Annotated in this window: 14 protein-coding genes; 7 read left to right on the top strand and 7 right to left on the bottom strand. The window is 61.3% G+C overall.

What is annotated here, in order from left to right; genetic code table 11:
- Positions 1–38: 38 nt before the first annotated feature.
- Together LMTR3_RS28745 and LMTR3_RS28740 are read right to left on the bottom strand one after the other, a co-directional pair.
- Positions 39–884 carry an IclR family transcriptional regulator gene (locus tag LMTR3_RS28745; protein WP_065748334.1) on the bottom strand — a complete coding sequence of 282 codons (846 nt, stop codon included), beginning with the start codon at positions 882–884 and terminating at the stop codon, positions 39–41.
- A gap of 157 nt (positions 885–1,041) precedes the next feature.
- Complete coding sequence (locus tag LMTR3_RS28740) at positions 1,042–3,207, bottom strand: acetate--CoA ligase family protein (RefSeq protein WP_065748333.1); 2,166 nt, start codon at positions 3,205–3,207, stop codon at positions 1,042–1,044.
- Positions 3,208–3,426: 219 nt separating this feature from the next.
- Between LMTR3_RS28740 and LMTR3_RS28735 the strand changes: the two genes are divergently transcribed.
- The 5 genes from LMTR3_RS28735 to LMTR3_RS28715 all read left to right on the top strand — a co-directional run bounded on the left by LMTR3_RS28735 (position 3,427) and on the right by LMTR3_RS28715 (position 9,244).
- On the top strand, positions 3,427–4,122 hold the full coding sequence (locus LMTR3_RS28735) for a GntR family transcriptional regulator (RefSeq protein WP_057847679.1): 696 nt from the start codon (positions 3,427–3,429) through the stop codon (positions 4,120–4,122).
- Positions 4,123–4,188: 66 nt separating this feature from the next.
- Entirely contained in the window at positions 4,189–5,919 is a 1,731-nt protein-coding gene (oxc, locus tag LMTR3_RS28730) for an oxalyl-CoA decarboxylase (RefSeq protein WP_065748613.1), read from the top strand.
- A 59-nt stretch (positions 5,920–5,978) separates the two neighbouring features.
- Positions 5,979–7,256 (top strand): formyl-CoA transferase, encoded by a 1,278-nt coding sequence (gene frc / locus LMTR3_RS28725; RefSeq protein WP_065748332.1) that lies wholly within the window; start codon positions 5,979–5,981, stop codon positions 7,254–7,256.
- 400 nt (positions 7,257–7,656) lie between these two features.
- Positions 7,657–8,265, top strand: a complete 609-nt coding sequence (locus tag LMTR3_RS39505; protein ID WP_245320031.1) for a hypothetical protein — start codon at positions 7,657–7,659, stop codon at positions 8,263–8,265.
- 202 nt (positions 8,266–8,467) lie between these two features.
- The gene (locus tag LMTR3_RS28715) at positions 8,468–9,244 is read left to right on the top strand and encodes a response regulator transcription factor (RefSeq protein WP_065748331.1); all 777 of its coding nucleotides are present in this window, start codon (positions 8,468–8,470) and stop codon (positions 9,242–9,244) included.
- A 32-nt stretch (positions 9,245–9,276) separates the two neighbouring features.
- On the opposite strand, the gene LMTR3_RS28710 is transcribed toward LMTR3_RS28715, so the two are convergent.
- From LMTR3_RS28710 to LMTR3_RS28690, 5 genes are all read right to left on the bottom strand, one after another.
- Positions 9,277–10,623 (bottom strand): HlyD family type I secretion periplasmic adaptor subunit, encoded by a 1,347-nt coding sequence (locus tag LMTR3_RS28710; protein WP_502686678.1) that lies wholly within the window; start codon positions 10,621–10,623, stop codon positions 9,277–9,279.
- A gap of 212 nt (positions 10,624–10,835) precedes the next feature.
- The gene (locus tag LMTR3_RS28705; RefSeq protein ID WP_245320029.1) at positions 10,836–12,599 is read right to left on the bottom strand and encodes a type I secretion system permease/ATPase; all 1,764 of its coding nucleotides are present in this window, start codon (positions 12,597–12,599) and stop codon (positions 10,836–10,838) included.
- 148 nt (positions 12,600–12,747) lie between these two features.
- Entirely contained in the window at positions 12,748–13,263 is a 516-nt protein-coding gene (locus LMTR3_RS28700; protein WP_065748329.1) for a hypothetical protein, read from the bottom strand.
- Between the two features lie 269 nt (positions 13,264–13,532).
- On the bottom strand, positions 13,533–14,774 hold the full coding sequence (locus tag LMTR3_RS28695; protein ID WP_065748328.1) for a hypothetical protein: 1,242 nt from the start codon (positions 14,772–14,774) through the stop codon (positions 13,533–13,535).
- A gap of 290 nt (positions 14,775–15,064) precedes the next feature.
- Positions 15,065–16,276 carry an MFS transporter gene (locus LMTR3_RS28690; RefSeq protein WP_065748327.1) on the bottom strand — a complete coding sequence of 404 codons (1,212 nt, stop codon included), beginning with the start codon at positions 16,274–16,276 and terminating at the stop codon, positions 15,065–15,067.
- 57 nt (positions 16,277–16,333) lie between these two features.
- Here LMTR3_RS28690 and LMTR3_RS39890 point away from each other — a divergent pair, with 57 nt between their 5' ends.
- On the top strand, positions 16,334–16,459 hold the full coding sequence (locus LMTR3_RS39890) for a hypothetical protein (protein WP_283809330.1): 126 nt from the start codon (positions 16,334–16,336) through the stop codon (positions 16,457–16,459).
- A gap of 209 nt (positions 16,460–16,668) precedes the next feature.
- Positions 16,669–16,806, top strand: a complete 138-nt coding sequence (locus LMTR3_RS38715; protein WP_176722016.1) for a hypothetical protein — start codon at positions 16,669–16,671, stop codon at positions 16,804–16,806.
- The last annotated feature ends 298 nt before the right edge of the window (positions 16,807–17,104 follow it).

Genomic DNA, 17,104 nt, shown 5'->3' with positions numbered 1-17,104 from the left:
CATGGACTGCCTGTGGCTGCGCCACCCGCGGCCAAGGCTCAGCCGGCCTTCGCCCCCGGCATCACGCCGCCGAGAGCGACCGTCAGCTCCGCCGCCACTTCCCTCACCGTCTGCCCCAACATCTGCAGCCGCTCGTCGGTCAGCCGGCTGGTCATGCCCGAGACAGAAATGGCAGCCAGCGGCTCGGCGCAGTCGTTGTAGACGACGGCGGCGATGCAGCGCAGGCCCATGCAGGCCTCCTCGTCGTCGATCGCAAAACCCTGGCGGCGGATTTTTTCGAGCTCCTTGAACAGATCGCTCGGCCGCACGATCGATTTTTCGGTCAACCGCGGCATGCCGTGATGATGGATGATCGCGCTGACGTCTTCGTTGGAATAGGTCGCGAGCACCGCCTTGCCGACGCCGGAGGCGACCATTGCGACACGGCCGCCGACCTTGGTCAGCGAACGCATGATTTCGCGGCTTTCCATGCGGGTCAGCACGATGATGAATTCGTCGTCGACGACGGCGAGATTTGCCGTCTCCCGCGTCAGGTCGCGCAGCTTGCGCAGGTATGGCATCGCCTGCGCCGTAAAATTGCGGCGGCGGGCGAAGGTTGCTCCCACCGTGAAGGCGCGCGTACCGACATGCCATTTCGATTCGGTGCGGTCGAACTGCACGAAGCGGCGGCTTTCCAGCGTCCCGAGCAGTCGGTGCACGGTTGAGGTCGAAAGTCCCGTGCGGATGGCGAGATCGCTTAAGCGATAGCCTTCGTCGTCTTCCGCCAGCGTTTCGATGATCGACAGCGCGCGATCGACCGACTGGACGCCGCTGTCGCGAACGTCGGCCTCGTCTGGACTCGATTTCGGCTCGATGGTCTTGCGCCGGATCACGTCTTTTCTCATCGCGACCTGCCGCTTTTGCGTTCGTCATTCCGGGATGGTCCGAAGGACCAGTCCCGGAATCTCGAGATCCCGGGTTCGATGCTTCGCATCGCCCCGGGATGACCTAGAGAAATGCCGCTCCGGGTCGCTCCGAAGCGGCATTTGTCGTTGATAAATCTTACAGCAAGCCCGCGCCGCGCGCCCACTTGTACTTGGCCCCCAGCACCTCGACCGGCAATTCGGTCGAATAGGCATAGGCCGGGATGCCGTTCTGGTAGAGATATTCAGCGGCTTCCTCGACTTCGACGTCGCCGGCGAGCGAGGCGACGATCGGCTTCACAAAGCCCTTGGCCTCCATCTCCTTCTTCACCTCGACCATATTACGGGCGAACACCATCGGCGGTGTCACGATCGTATGCCAGTAGCCGAGGATCAGCGCGTGGATGCGCTCATCCGACAGGCCGAGCTTCACCGTGTTGACATAGGTGATCGGCGGCTCGCCGCCGGTGATATCCACAGGATTTCCGGCCGCGCCGAACGGCGGGATGAATTTTCTGAACGCGGCATCGAGGTCCGGCGGCATCGTCATCAGCGACAGGCCGTTATCGACCACCGAGTCCGACAGCAGCACGCCCGAGCCGCCCGCACCGGTGATGATCAAAATGTTCTCGCCCTTCGGCGTCGGCAGCACCGGCACGCCGCGTGCGAATTCGAGCAATTGCCGCAAGCTGCGGGCGCGGATCACGCCGGACTGCGCGAACACGTCCTCGTAGATCTTGTCGTTGCCGGCGAGCGCGCCGGTATGCGACGAGGCCGCCTTCGCACCAGCCGAGGTGCGGCCCGCCTTCAGCACCACCACCGGCTTCTTCTTGGCGACGCGCTTGGCAGCCTCCGCAAAGGCGCGACCGTCCTTCAGGTCTTCGCAGTGCTGCGCGATGATCGCGGTGTTCGGATCCTGCTCGAAGAAGGCGAGCAGATCGTCCTCGTCGATATCGGACTTGTTGCCGAGGCCGACGATCGCGGAGACGCCCATCTTGGCCGAGCGCGAAAAACCGATGATCGCCATGCCGATGCCGCCGGACTGCGACGACAGCGCTGCCGAACCCTTGACGTCGTAGGCGGTGCAGAACGTGGCGCAGAGATTGGCCGGCGTATAATAGAAGCCGTAGATGTTCGGCCCCATCAGGCGGATGTTGTACTTCTTGCCGACCTCGACGATCTCGGCCTGCAATTCCGGCGCGCCGGCTTCGGCAAAGCCCGACGGAATCAGCACGGCGCCTGGAATTTTCTTCTCGCCGCATTCGGCCAGCGCGCCGGCAACGAATTTTGCGGGGATCGCGAACACTGCGGTATCAATTACGCCCGGAACATCCTTGACGCTCTTGTAGGCTTTATAACCAAGGATATCCGCCGCCTTCGGGTGGATCGGATAGATCTCGCCCTTGTAGCCGCCGTTGATCAGGTTCTTCATCACGGAGTTGCCGATCTTGCCGTCCTCGGCGGAAGCGCCGATCACTGCAACACCCTTCGGCTGCATGATGCGGTTCATCGCAGTGACGATTTCTTCGGTCGGGCGCGGCGCCGGACGCGGCTTGTAGTCGAAATCGACGACGATGCGCACGTCGGCGGCAATCGCGTCCTTCTTGGTGGCAAATACCGGATTGAGATCGAGTTCGACGATTTCGGGAAAATCGCTGACGAGCTGCGAGACCTTGACGATGACGTCAGCCAGCGCATCGCGGCTGACCGGATCGCCACCGCGCACGCCCTTCAGCATGTCATGGGCCTGGATGCCGTCGAGCATCGACAGCGCGTCGTCCTTGGTCGCGGGCGCCAGGCGGAAGGTGATGTCCTTCAGGACCTCGACCAGCACGCCGCCGAGACCGAAGGCGACGAGCTTGCCGAACGAACCATCGGTAATGGAGCCGACGATGACCTCGGTGCCGCCGGCCAGCATCTGCTGGACCTGGATGCCCTCGATCTTGGCATCGGCCTTATACTTCTTCGCATTGGCGAGAATAGTGTCATAGGCCTTCTCGGCATCGGCCGCGGTCTTGACCCCGACCATAACGCCGCCGGCTTCGGTCTTGTGGAGAATGTCCGGCGAGACGATTTTCATCACCACGGGGAAGCCCATGCTGGATGCGATCTTGGATGCATCAGCGGCAGACTTGGCCACGCCCTCTTTAGGAACCGGGATGCCATAGGCATCGCACACCACCTTGCCTTCCGGCGCGGTAAGGCTCGTGCGCTTCTCGGCTTTCACCGTATCGAGCACCCGGCGGACAGCCTCTTGGGCGCTGGGCTCGGCGATCTTGCGGGCCGCATCTGCAGAATTTGACATTGGCTTCCTCCTGGGGCTAGTTTTATGGCATTTGGTATGCCAGAGATTAGATTGTCAAGACAAACTATCGAGCGGAAACAGCGAAAACACGGGCATCTTGACATCCTGGTATTTGGTATGCCAAAAATCTTCGGGTGTTTCTTCTGCTAAGAAGACGTCTCCAAAACAGGGAGGAGACGAGTCGTGCCCGCACGTAAACAAACCAAGGCGCCGCCTGTCATGGCTGAGGCAGATATCGCAATCGTCCGGATTGCGCCTGAGACGAGCTTCAAGAACAAGGCCTATGAGGCCTTGAAGGAAGCTATTCTCAAGATGGATATCTATGCGACACCCGAGCAAGTGATGCTCGACGAGCGCGCGCTGTCCGAACGCCTCGGCGTAAGCCGCACCCCTATTCGCGAAGCCATCGCGATGCTGGAACAGGATGGCTTCGTCAGAACCGTGCCGCGTCGCGGCATCGTCGTGGTCCGCCGCACCAAGACCGAGATCGTCGACATGATCCGCGCCTGGGCCGCTCTCGAGAGCATGGCGGCGCGCCTGATCACGACCACCGCGCGGAAGAAGGACATCACCGCGCTGCGCGATTTCTTCAAGGATTTTGGCAAGGACCGGCTGCCGCAGGATCATGTCGAGGAATACTCCAAGGCCAACATCGCGTTCCATCAGGCGCTGATCTCGCTGTCCGAGTCGCCGGTGCTGGTCGACTTGACCAACGATCTCCTGCTGCATGTGCGCGGCTACCGGCAATTGACCATCGGACGCAAGGATCGCACCGCGACCTCGCTGCCCGAACATCTTGCCATCATCGAAGCGCTGGAAGCACGCGACACCGAACTCGCCGAGAAGCGCGCGCGCGACCACACGCTGGGCCTTGCCGCCTACGTCGAAGCGCACGGGCAGGAACTTTTTAGCTAGACGAACCTTCGCACCAGAAGACGACGAAAAATCGTCCGAACCAAAACGATCAGGGAGATGAAGCCCATGCTGAATACCGCGACCAAGTCCGAAGCACCGGGCACCGAGCAAGAGCTGACGGATGGCTTTCATCTCGTCATCGACGCGCTCAAGCTCAACGGCATCAATACTATCTATGGTGTGCCGGGCATCCCGATCACCGACCTCGGACGCATGATGCAGGCCGCGGGCATGCGCGTATTGTCGTTCCGCCACGAGCAGAATGCCGGTTACGCGGCCTCGATCGCCGGCTTTCTCACCAAAAAACCGGGCGTCTGCCTCACGGTCTCGGCGCCTGGCTTTCTCAACGGCCTCACTGCGCTGGCCCACGCCACCACCAACTGCTTCCCGATGATCCTGATCTCGGGCTCCTCCGAGCGCGAGATCGTCGACCTGCAGCAGGGCGACTATGAAGAGATGGACCAGCTTGCGATTGCCAAGCCGCTCTGCAAGGCAGCGTTCCGCGTGCTGCATGCCGCCGACATCGGCATCGGTCTCGCCCGCGCGATCCGTGCCGCAGTGTCGGGACGTCCGGGCGGCGTCTATCTCGACCTGCCGGCGAAGCTTTTCGGCCAGGTGATGGACGCCGGCGCAGGCGCAAAGTCGCTGGTGAAGGTGATCGACGCAGCCCCCGCCCAGATCCCTGCCCCGTCGGCCGTCAAGCGCGCGCTCGACGTGTTCAAGGGCGCCAAGCGCCCCCTCATCATTCTCGGCAAGGGCGCGGCTTACGCGCAGGCCGACAACGAAATCCGCGCCTTTGTCGAAAAGACCGGCGCGCCGTTCCTGCAGATGAGCATGGCCAAGGGCCTGCTGCCCGACACGCACGCGCAGTCGGCCGGTGCCGCGCGCTCGACCGTGCTGAAGGACGCCGACGTCGTGATGCTGATCGGCGCCCGCCTCAACTGGCTATTGTCGCACGGCAAGGGCAAGACCTGGGGCGATGCGCCGAAGAAATTCATCCAGGTCGACATCGAGCCGAAGGAGATGGATTCCAACGTCGAAATCGCGGCCCCCGTGGTCGGGGATATCGGCTCCTGCGTATCCGCTTTGCTTGAGGGCATGGGCGGCAACTGGCCGGCCGCGCCAGCCGACTGGGTCTCGACCGTCAACAAGAAGCGTGACGACAACGTCGCCAAGATGGCGCCGAAGCTGATGAGCAACGCCTCCCCGATGGATTATCACGGCGCGCTCGGCGCACTGCGCACCATCATCAAGGAGCGGCCGGACGCCATCCTCGTCAACGAAGGCGCCAACACGCTCGACCTCGCCCGCGGCGTCATCGACATGTACAAGCCGCGCAAGCGGCTCGACGTCGGCACCTGGGGCGTTATGGGCATCGGCATGGGCTATTCGATTGCAGCCGCGGTCGAAACCGGCAAGCCGGTGCTGGCGGTCGAAGGCGACTCGGCGTTCGGCTTCTCCGGCATGGAGATCGAGACCATCTGCCGCTATCAGCTTCCGGTCTGCATCGTCATCTTCAACAATGACGGCATCTACCGCGGCACCGACGTCAATACGGGCGGTTCCGATCCGGCGACGACGGTGTTCGTCAAGGGCTCGCGCTACGACAAGATGATGGAAGCCTTCGGCGGCGTCGGCATCAATGCCACCTCGCCCGACGAATTGAAGCGCGCCGTCAATGCGGCGATGGATTCCGGCAAGCCGACGCTGATCAACGCCGTGATCGATCCGGCGGCAGGCTCGGAGAGCGGCCGCATCGGCAACCTCAATCCGCAGAGCGTCCTGAAAAAGAAGTAACCGACTTCCATCCATTCAATCTGCATCACGCAGTACAGACACAGTACGGAGCAATGACGATGACAAAGGCGCTCACGGGCGTTCGTATTCTCGATTTCACCCACGTCCAGTCGGGCCCTACCTGCACGCAATTGCTGGCGTGGTTCGGCGCCGACGTGATCAAGGTCGAGCGCCCCGGCGTCGGCGACATCACGCGCGGTCAGTTGCAGGACATCCCGAACGTGGACAGCCTGTATTTCACCATGCTGAACCACAACAAGCGTTCGATCACGCTCGACACCAAGAACCCGAAGGGCAAGGAAGTCCTCACCGCGCTGATCAAGAGCTGCGACGTGCTGGTGGAGAACTTCGGCCCCGGCGTGCTCGACCGCATGGGCTTCCCCTGGGAGAAGATCCAGGCCATCAACCCGAAGATGATCGTGGCCTCGATCAAGGGCTTTGGTCCCGGCCCGTACGAAGACTGCAAGGTGTATGAGAACGTCGCGCAGTGCACCGGCGGCGCCGCCTCGACCACCGGCTTCCGCGACGGTCTGCCGCTCGTCACCGGCGCGCAGATCGGCGACAGCGGCACCGGGTTGCATCTGGCACTCGGTATCGTCACCGCGCTCTATCAGCGCACCCACTCGGGCAAAGGCCAGCGCGTCACCGCAGCGATGCAGGACGGCGTGTTGAATCTTGCGCGCGTAAAGCTGCGCGACCAGCAGCGCCTCGCCCATGGCCCGCTCAAGGAATACAGCCAGTACGGCGAAGGCATTCCGTTCGGCGACGCCGTGCCGCGCGCCGGCAACGATTCCGGCGGCGGCCAGCCCGGCCGCATCGTCAAGTGCAAGGGTTGGGAGACCGATCCCAATGCCTACCTCTATTTCATCACCCAGGCGCCGGTGTGGGAGAAGATCTGCGACGTGATCGGCGAACCCGGCTGGAAGACCCATCCGGATTACGCCAAGCCGCCGGCCCGGCTGTCGCGCCTCAACGAGATCTTCGCCCGCATCGAGCAGTGGACGATGACCAAGACCAAGTTCGAGGCGATGGAGATCCTCAACAAGGACGACATCCCCTGCGGCCCGATCCTTTCGATGAAGGAGATCATCGAGGACCAGTCGCTGCGCGCCACCGGCACCGTGGTCGAGGTCGATCACCCGACCCGCGGCAAGTACATCTCGGTCGGCAATCCAATCAAGCTGTCGGACTCACCGAGCGAGGTGACGCGTTCCCCGCTGCTCGGCGAGCACACCGACGAGATCCTGCGCCAGGTGCTAGGCTTCAGCGATCACCAGGTCGCCGAAATCCACGACTCCGGCGCGCTCGAGCCGCCACGCAAGCAGGCGGCGGAGTAACGACGTCATCCGAACAGCACGAAAGGCCGCCGGTTTCGGCGGCCTTTTTGTTAGGGCGAGAGGAAGTCAGGTTGGATCGGTACGGCGGCCACCCGCCACGTCTCCCGCTCGGCAGGGAGGTCGCATCGAGGACCCGCCAGGGTCGGACATGCGACATACGAATCGATGCCGACGCTCGCAGCTACCTCTTGGGACCAGCAGCGCTCTCCATCATCGCAACGCCCACCCACCGCGAAACCGTGTTGCTCCGGAATTAACGATGCTGGCGCGCGCCGCGGCGAAGGATGGGCGTTTAACAAGCAGTTAAGACTTTTGCGCGAATGATAGACAACCAGCGCAACATTTTAGATCGCCGCAAGAATTGCGAGCGGACCTCAGGCCCCTTTTATGAGGGATTAGCATGAGAACGCTTCTCATTGGTGTTCTGGCTGCGACCCTGGTTGGCTGTAGCTGCCTCTTACCGCCGCAAGCAAGCATGGAAGCATGCACGGACGCGAGTGGGTCCGGCTGTCTCAACGGGATGGCGGCCAGCCGGCCGATTGAGCCGGCGCCAACGTCATCCAAAGCGCATTCCGCGGCACCAAGAGTCAAGTCCGCAATCGCGACAAAGGCGCAAGAGCCGTCGATTGCCCACATCCGCGACAGGCCTCAACTCGCTGAGAAAAAGGCGAAGCCCACCACGGTCGAAGCGAAAGTCGAAGCTCCGGCATCTGGTCGGCCCGCTGAAGCGTCCGATCCGGTCATTGTCAAGGCGAAGACCACGATTGCCGCGAAGTTGGAGGAGCCGGCGTCTGCCGAGTTCGGTGAAATGAAACGGGCCATCCGCAAAAATACGCTCGGGCGGTCCGTCGACACGATTTGTGGACGTGTCAAAGGTAAAAAGCCGTCGGGCGAAGATACCGGCGATAGGCCGTTTTTGTATCTCGTGACGGAAGATGAAGCATTCGTCGTCGATGGTCCCGCGAATTCAGCGGCGGCGAGCGCGTATCGCAATATTTGCAGTAGTTAGCCTGGAACGACAGAACCGTTGCCAAGATCTGTTGTGACGGACCAGAAGGTCCTCTGACGACGCTCCCACGAATTCGAAAGTCGGAAGCAACGTCGCGATCGGCAGCAAATTCGCTGCAGAGTGTGTGGGGCAGATTTGCCCCATGGAAAATGGAAATCAAAACTTGTGGAGTGACAGCTAATCTCTGAATTTCGGGGAAATCATGGACGATTTTTCTAATCCCGCAGAACTTGCTTTGGTATCACAAAACTCGCCGGTGCTCGTGATCATCGAGCAACATGTCCTGGCGCGTACGTGCATCCTCAATATACTCAAGAGAGAACTCACTGGATTCGAGATCGTCGAGATGGCAACGGCTGGCGGCCTGAACTGGCTATCCGGCAGAGACATCCGCTTGATTGCGCTGAATATCGGGCACAAGCAGATCACTGACCCTTCGATCGAGGAGAGCCTCGCCCTCCTTGCAGAAACCTGCCCCAAAGCGTCCGTTGCCGTGTTGTCAAATCGCGACGACGATGCGACGGCTTCGGCTGCGATGCAACGCGGAGTGCGTGGCTTCTTTCCGACATCGATCCCGGTCGAAGTCGCTATTGCCGGATTACGCCTGGTCCTTGCCGGTGGGGTCTACCGACCCTTACCGATCGTTGGGCAAAATGGAGCGTCGAGCAAGGCGACATCGGGATGCGCCGACGCGTCCGAACTAATCGTAACGAACGAGGATAACGGCGGCACCAGGATTGTGCCGGAGAAGGCGATGGGTGACCTTACGCCACGCGAACAACATGTGCTCGAGGCGCTGCAGCTCGGCCTTCCGAACAAGTTGATTGCCGTCAGGCTCAACCTTTCGGAAAACACTGTAAAAATGCATATACAACGTATCATGCGAAAATGCTCCGCGCATAACCGCACCGAGGCGGTCGTTCGCTGGAGCCGGGCCAACGGTCATGCGCAGCCCTCACGCGTGCGGTCATCTTCTTGAGAGCTGCCAGAGCTCGCCGTTCTGATCGCAGCTCAATCCTCGCGGAACGCACCGTGGAAGCTGTCGAGCAGGGGCCGGAGAGCGTAGAGCGCCACGGTGCCGCGGCCCGTCTTGATGAATACCTGGGCCGGCATTCCCGGAACAATCTGGACGCCATCGATCCCGGTGCTTGCCGGATCCTGCACTCGAATCTTCGTTGCGTAGTAGGGCTGATCGGTACGCTTGTCGACCAGACGGTCGGCAGAAACGTGCGTCACAGTCCCATGGAGCCGCGGTACGCGGCGCTGATTGTAGGGCAGAAGATTCACGTCGGCGCTCAGTCCGGGACGGACCACATCGATGTCCTCGGGCCTGACACGCGCAATCACGATGAGTCGATCCTGCCGAGGAACCAGATCCATGAGAGGTGCGCCGGCGCCGATCACGCCCCCTGGCGTATGGATCTTCAGGTCGGTTATAACGCCGTCCTCGGGCGCCTTGACTGCTGTACGCGAGAGCTGGTCGTTGGCCGCCTGCAGTCGCTCGCGTAGCTGAAAAATCTGATTTTGCACGTCGCGCAGCGACTGCGCTATCTCGTTATGACGGTCATTCTCCATCTTGAGCAGAACTGCCTGCGATTCGTTGATGACCTGCTCGGCGCGCGATATCTGCGCAACAATCTCACCCCGCCGTCCCTCGATGTCGGCAACTTCCCGCTCGAGGTTCAGAAGCCTCGGTCGCCGCTCAAGTCCCTTGTTGACGAGCATGGCGACGGTTACCGCTTCTTCGCGCACGATTTCGATGCGCCTCGACGCCGCGCTTTCCTGCGCCCTGAGGCCCTCGATCTCCTTTTCCACCTGCGACCTTTTTTCCCGGTTCACGGCGACTTGCGATTGAAAGACCTGCCGGCGCGTCTCGAAGATGGCTTGCTGGCCAGCAAGGATATCCGCGACCGACGAACTGGTATTCTGCGCCGTCTCCAACCTGGGCGGGAACGACACCCGCCAATCGCCGTGCTGTTCGGCCCGCAGCCGCGCCTCTCGTGCCACCGCCTCCCACAACTGGCCTTGCAGACTCTGGGCTTCGGCGCGAGCCTTGGTGTCTTCCAGCGAGAGCAGCGTCTGTCCGGCGCGGACAACGTCGCCGTCCGCGACCAGAATTTCCCTGATGATGCCACCTTCGAGGTGCTGAATGGTCTTGCGGCTCGACTCGGATTCGACGGTGCCGACAGCAATCGCGGCGCTCTCGAGGGGGGCATAGGTTGACCAGGTACCGAGACCAACGACAAAGCCGAAAGCCAGCACGTTTCCTGTCCAGGTGATACCGCGAAGCCGGTCACGGAGCGCCGGCGGCGCCGATCTCAACCACCGCGGGACCTGCCAGATCTCGGCGTGAGCGATTGCCGTTTTCAGACGATGCCACCCTCTTCGGGCCCGGAGACCCAGGAAATGCCTGATACGGATCGAGGTGACACCGCGAAGCCGGTCGCAGAACGCTGGCGCCGCCGATCTCAACCACCGTTGAACCGCCCGGATGTAGAGGTGAGCGAATGAAATTCTCATGAGATCCCATTCCCCTCGGGCAAAGCGATGGTGAGGACGTTTGCCGCGGATCATGGCAAGCTCGGCTGCGGCCAGGCGCCGACGCCGCCTTCGTACTTCTGATCGGAACGACCCGGCACGGGTTGTGTGGCGACCTGGGGACGGGCCAGGCACCTCTCGAAAATTTCCCTGCTGTCGCCGAATGCGCTGACAGCACCGTCCTGCATGATGGCAATCTTGTCCGTTGCGCCGAGGATGCCGATCCGGTGGGTGATGATGATGACAGTCGTGTTGGCGGCCTTCATCCATTCAATAGCGTCGAACAGCATGCGCTCGCCGAGCGCGTCAAGGCTGGAGTTAGGCTCGTCGAGGACCACGAGGTGCGGATCGCCGAAATATGCCCGTGCAAGGCCGAGGCGCTGGCGAAACCCGCGCGGCAGATTGGCGCCTCCGCCAACGACGATCGTGTCGTACGACTGCGGCAGCCGGATGAGCGTCTCGTGAATGCCGGCCAGCTTTGCTGCTTCAATGACCTTTTGCAAATCGGCGTCGTCCAGCCGCGCAATGATGTCCTTTACGGTTTCTCCGAAGAGATCGATATCCTGCGGCAGATATCCAAGCCGCCGGCCGCCGCCCAAATCGCGCACGGCTGAAATGTCGATGCCATCGAGCAGCACCGAACCTGCCGTTGGAGCCGAAATTCCAGCGATGAGCTTGCCGAGCGTGGATTTGCCGGAGCCCGATGGACCGATGATGCCAAGACATTCACCTGGCGCGAGACGAAACGACACGCCCTTCACGAACAGATGGTTCGATCCCGGCAGGGCGGCGCCGACATTGTTGACGGTGAGGTCGCCCTTCGGCCTGTCCGGGAGAGTCCTGACGCTCGCAGCCGGGGCGACTGCGGACATGATGTCGTTGAGCCGGTGGTAGGCGGCGAGAGCCATCGCGAACGCCCTCCAGCCCGCAATCGCCCCTTCAATGGGCGGGAGCGCGCGTCCGAACAGCATACTCGCGGCAAAGATGATGGCGGGATTTCTGTCCTGCTCGAGAACGAGCCAGGCGGCAGCGCCCATGATCACGACCTGCGTCAGCGCCCGCACGGGTTTGGAGATCAGCATGATGGTTTCGTGGCGGCGCTGAGCCACCTCTTGCTCGCTCCGAGCATCCTGCGCAGCCTGACGGATCAGGCGTGTGGCGCCGTCGAGCATTCCCATGGCTCTGATCACGTGGAGGTTTCCGACGGCCATGCCGAACCATCCCTGGCTCCTCGTCAGCGCAGCAGCCGATCGCACCAGCGGGCCTTGCGTGAGACGGTCTCCGGCAAGCCCTAGAGCAAGCAGGAACAATGCGCTGAGTGTGCCGACTACGCCCAGCAAGGGATGCACGAGGAAGAGAACGCCGAGGAAAAGCGGCGTCCAGAGCGCGTCAAACAGCGTAGAGCATGCTCCAGACTGCGCGAACTGACGCAAGGTCGCAAGATCGCGATAGGCTTCCGATGCCCGCGCCCGATCGGCCTCATAGGCGTATTTGAAGCACGCGGAGAGCGCTGCCGGGTGGAGTTCTTCTTCAAGCCACTCGCCCATCCGGCCCAATGCAGCGCGGCGCAGTGCGTCAAGCACGCCGCCAACCACGACGGTAAACGCAACGATCAACGTCAGCATCAGGAGCGTAGCGCCGCTGCGACTCGACAGGACGCGATCATAGATCTGAAGCAGATAGATCGAAGGCGCGAGGAGAAGGAGATTGTAGCTGCAGCTATATGCGAAAACGAGCCCGAGCGACCCTGCGCAGGCCCGCAAGGCCGCTTTCAACGGCGTCCGCGCTGGTGACATTGTTTGCAGCCGTAGCGGTGGCGTCAGCATTGCGTTCCCGCCAGTGTTCTGAAGTCCGACGCTTCCCGTCCCATTGTTCGCCGACTTTGCAGCGAAGTGAGAACCGGCAGCCCCCGCCGCCGGTTCTCTGCCCCTCCAGAGTCGCCGATCAGCCGTGCGCCAACATGCCTGAATCGTCGATATAGTAGGTTTCGTGGCTGTTGAGCGAGTCGTTCACTATCTTGATGTCAACGTCCCCGCCTTCCGCCTTGTTGCCGTTTCCGCCGTCGCCGCCAATGCCGGCCCACACGTTCTGACTCATGTCCGCAGAGAGGTAGTTTTTCTGGTAGGCCGAAGTGTTGGCATCCACGTCGGACTTATTGTGACCGCTGTCCGATTCCTGGTCGCCATTCGATACGGCTTTGCCGCCCTCTGCTTTCGAATGCTTCTCCGCCTTCGCATTCGCGCCCCCGGCGTCCCAGTAGGCCTTCTGATGAACCTGATCGCCGGTCTTGACGTACACGTCGGCGCCGTCAGCCTTGTTGTACGGGTTGAACTCGATACTGGGCTTGCTGCTGATATCACCGGTATTGACGCCGTCTCCGCCGTTTCCTGCGCTGTTGCCGCCGGTCGAAACCTTCAACGCGATCGTGTCGGAAGGAAACAATGCCTTTGCCTTTGCCATGTCAGTCTCCCTGGGCTGGTTTGCACACTGTGTGTCCCAATGTGGACAGCACGAGTTTTGGATTTCGATGCCGGATTGGCTAGCCGTCAAAGCTGATGCCACCCTTTTCGAACCCTGTACGCCCGAAGTGCTACCGCTCGTTGCCGAGCCCCCGTGAGCTCCAATGCCGCCCGAGCGTTTTCAAACGAAGTGGATAGCGGTTCGCGTGAAGGAAAACGCGTCAAATAGAAATCCAGCGCTTCGTTTCGATAGATCGAAACGGCGAGGCTCTAGGCGTGATCCAGCAAGTGAAGGTCCGACAACAGTTGCATGGCGAAATCGCCGCCAAGCGCAGCGTTGCCGTGGCCGCCGTCACCGCCGATTCCGGCAATCTGGATCGTGCTCTGATCGAACACGACATTGTTGCTCTGATGAGCCTCGGCTGTTGAGTTGTAGCCGGCGACTGCAATGTTGATCGGCACGTAGATCGCCACGTCGATGTCGATCATGCTTCCCGAGAAATGGCCGTTGCCGCCATTGCCGGCGCCGTTGTTGCCGGTCGCGATAACGTCAGAGCCGATCAAGTCGAAGATCGAAGAGAAGATGTCCGCAGTTCCGCCAATCGCGTGATTGCCGTTGCCGCCATCGCCCCCAACACCGGCCATCTGAAACGTGGATTGATCGAACACCACGTTGTTTGTCTGTTCGGCGTTGGCAGTGGAATTGTATCCCGCCACCGCGATGTTGATCGGGTAGTACAACGCAAACGACGCGTGAACGATGCCCCCATAGAAGTATCCGTCCCCGCCATTGCCTGCGTGGTTATCCCCGCTCGCGATCACATTGGAGCCCATCCCGCCGTGGGCAGGGCCCGACCAGCCGATCGGCTGGTGGGGCCCGTAGCCAGTTTCGGAGACCGACAGACCTCCACCGATCGCGGCATTGCCGTTCCCGCCATCACCCCCAACGCCGGCCATCTGAAACGCGGATTGATCGACCACCACATTGTTTGTCTGATCAGCGTGAGCGCTGGAATTATATCCCGCCACCGCAATGTTGATCGGGGCATAGACCGCGACGGGAGCGTGCACCATTGCTCCAAAGAAGTAGCCATCGCCACCATTGCCGGCGCTGTTGCCACCGGTGGCGATCGCGCCGATGCCGACAGACCCGAACGCGGCGACGCCTCCGCCCAATGCGGCATTCCAATTGCCGCCATCACCGCCAACTCCCGCGATCTGGGTTGCGGACTGATCAAAATACGCGATGTTCGTCTGATGAGCGAGGGCTGTCGCATGGACGCCCGGCCACGCGACGTTGAGCGGCTCGAAACCAGCGTAGCTGCTATTGATCAGGCTCCCGGCAAAATAACCTCTGCCGCCATTGCCGGCGCTGTTATCTCCCGTGTGGGTCGGGAAGCGTGACCATGAATCCACGGAATGCCACAACGAGCCTGGCAGATCGTGCCCGAACAGATCCTTGCGGTCGAGGGGAACGCGGTGAACGGGGTCCGGTACACTCCGATGATCCATGACTGTTGCCCTACCGAAATTGCCTCGCGCCGACCGGACGGACGCCTCCCTCACTCAAGAGAGAATGTCACCTCGGCAAGCCAAAAGCCGAGTCGTCAATTCGGATCGCAAACGTTCGGGCGATAGACACGATATCAGTTACACCCGTTCGGGTGTGGCTCGTACCTCCTCCCCGTTACGCACAACAGGCAAGAAGACCAAGTTCGAGGCGATGGAGATCCTTTCGGCGGCCTTTTTGTTTGGGCGAGAGGAAGTCAGGTTGAATCGGCATCGGCAAGGCGGCCTAGGCGTCATCTCCGCAATGCAATAGCGCAGGCGAAAGCCAGCGCCCCGCCGAAGGCTAAAATGCCAAAAGCCAGCCCCCACGATACAGAAGCGGGTGTCATGTCGAGCGCCATGCCGAACGCAATGGGCGACACGGAACCCGCCCCAACGCCCAAGATTGATCGCAGGCCAAGTGCCCGGCCCAGTTGCGACGCCGGTACTGCGTCAGTCATGGCGGACGAAAGCACCGACGAGTCGCCAATGATGGCAAAGCCGTAGATCCAGACCAACGCAAGCAGTAGCGCGACATTTAGCTCATTCAGCCAGCCTATGACGAGGGAACACGCGGCGCCCACCAATGCGAAGCCCACCAGGACCGGCTTTGCGCCGAAGCGATCGGCTGCGTATCCAGACAGGAAGGAGCCAAAGAAGCCCGAAACGTGGAGCGTGACCGCTATCCAAATGCCAATCTCCACGCCGGTCAATCGACCTTGTGATAGCAACGACGCGGTCAGAAACGCAGGGATCCATGCCCACGCTCCGAACAGCTCCCACGTATGTCCAATATATCCGAGTGTAAGTAGCCGGGCCTGACGCTTCCAAGGACTATCAGACGACGTCTGGCCCAGGTCAATTTGCACGACCTGATCGCGTGCATTCCAGGTGGCGGCGATGCTGAGCGCCGAGCCTACAACCGCGACGCCAGCCGTTACGGCAAAGGCCAGTCGGTAGTCTGCGGTCGCGAGCATCGCGTTCGCAAGAACTATGGACAGCACATAGCCGGCCGACATGCCTGCGAGGACCCACCCGACGGCCGAAGCCTTGCGATCTGGTGGCGCGTTGGTCGAAACAAGCATGATGGCAGGCGTGTAGGTAGCACCCTGCGCCAGCCCCAGAAGCGCCATGCATGCAAGTGCACTCTCGAAGGATCGTGCGAACGTAGCAAAGAAGAGAGCTGACGCAGCGCACGAAATAGCTGCCCAGGCGAACACGCTCTTTGCGCCGAACCTGTCACACAGAAAGGAGACGACGAGTAAGGAGACGGCAAACGAAGCTGTGAATGCCCCCTGAACCAAACCGGCCCGGGTTGCTGTCATTTGCCAAGCGTCCATGAGCCAACTCAGACACGCGGGATAAGTCATAAATACCGCGGTCGTGCATGCCCGAGCCAGGACAAGCAACGGCGTGTTTACGGAAGACGGTGGTCCCGGCGAGAACCGTTCGAGTTCATGGGTCATGGATGCTTAAAGCCGAACCGCACGGTCAGGATCAATTGTGAGTTTCGCGGCTCTCGGTTGCTGCTGCTCGGTGAGCACACCGACGAGATCCTGCGCCAGGTGCTCGGCTTCAGCGATCACCAGGTCGCCGAAATCCACGATTTCGGCGCGCTCCCGATCCCGCCGCGGAAGCCGGCCGCCTGACAAGCAGTCTGGGATTCTGGGATGCAACAGCCGCCGGCTTCCGGCGGCCTTTTTCATTCTGGAGTGCCAGCACCGCGACTCATTGCTGCAATGCAAACGTCCGATTGCTGCTATGCAAACAAAGCCGTTGCTGGTGGTATCTGGTATACATAAAGTCTCCCCGTATAACGAAAGCGGAGCTCCTCCGCCACTTCAGAAAGGGGACATCCATGTCCAAGACTGCATCCATCGGCGTCCTGCCCTCCCCCACCCTGTTCGGCCGCCTGATGGCTTCCATCGACCGTCTGCTGATCGCGAGCAGCCGTATTGCGGTTCGCAACGGCGATCTCCCCCCTTTCGGGCTCTGACGCTTCTGCAGTAAGGGCTTTTTTGCGCGGTACCTCGCGAAATCCCACAGCAACCATAGGTTACATTTCGGTCAACGGCCCCGGTTTCCGGGGCCGTTTTCGTTCGCCGCTCACCGACTGCCTGTTTGGGCGCCACCTGCGACAAATTGGCCTAGGCTCCCATCGAAACCAAAAACCAGTTGCATCGTGGCATATCATATACAACAATTCTAAAAACGCCCATACCAGAACAAGGGCGCATACCAGGGGGGAGCTAGGCCGTGCAGTCCGCAAGGGACAGCGAAGGCGATATCGCAAG

The organism is Bradyrhizobium sp. LMTR 3 (genome assembly GCF_001693485.1).
Lineage (GTDB): Bacteria > Pseudomonadota > Alphaproteobacteria > Rhizobiales > Xanthobacteraceae > Bradyrhizobium.
The sequence above is the reverse complement of the archived record's forward strand: the minus strand, read 5'-3'. Positions and strand labels throughout refer to the sequence as shown.

Excerpts from the sequence above, each read along its gene's own strand:
- LMTR3_RS28745 (WP_065748334.1), bottom strand. The coding sequence starts at position 884 with ATGAGAAAAGACGTGATCCGGCGCAAGACCATCGAGCCGAAATCGAGT.
- LMTR3_RS28740 (WP_065748333.1), bottom strand. The coding sequence starts at position 3,207 with ATGTCAAATTCTGCAGATGCGGCCCGCAAGATCGCCGAGCCCAGCGCC.
- LMTR3_RS28735 (WP_057847679.1), top strand. The coding sequence starts at position 3,427 with ATGGCTGAGGCAGATATCGCAATCGTCCGGATTGCGCCTGAGACGAGC.
- oxc (WP_065748613.1), top strand. The coding sequence starts at position 4,189 with ATGCTGAATACCGCGACCAAGTCCGAAGCACCGGGCACCGAGCAAGAG.
- frc (WP_065748332.1), top strand. The coding sequence starts at position 5,979 with ATGACAAAGGCGCTCACGGGCGTTCGTATTCTCGATTTCACCCACGTC.
- LMTR3_RS39505 (WP_245320031.1), top strand. The coding sequence starts at position 7,657 with ATGAGAACGCTTCTCATTGGTGTTCTGGCTGCGACCCTGGTTGGCTGT.
- LMTR3_RS28715 (WP_065748331.1), top strand. The coding sequence starts at position 8,468 with ATGGACGATTTTTCTAATCCCGCAGAACTTGCTTTGGTATCACAAAAC.
- LMTR3_RS28705 (WP_245320029.1), bottom strand. The coding sequence starts at position 12,599 with ATGTCACCAGCGCGGACGCCGTTGAAAGCGGCCTTGCGGGCCTGCGCA.
- LMTR3_RS28700 (WP_065748329.1), bottom strand. The coding sequence starts at position 13,263 with ATGGCAAAGGCAAAGGCATTGTTTCCTTCCGACACGATCGCGTTGAAG.
- LMTR3_RS28695 (WP_065748328.1), bottom strand. The coding sequence starts at position 14,774 with ATGGATCATCGGAGTGTACCGGACCCCGTTCACCGCGTTCCCCTCGAC.
- LMTR3_RS28690 (WP_065748327.1), bottom strand. The coding sequence starts at position 16,276 with ATGACCCATGAACTCGAACGGTTCTCGCCGGGACCACCGTCTTCCGTA.
- LMTR3_RS38715 (WP_176722016.1), top strand. The coding sequence starts at position 16,669 with ATGTCCAAGACTGCATCCATCGGCGTCCTGCCCTCCCCCACCCTGTTC.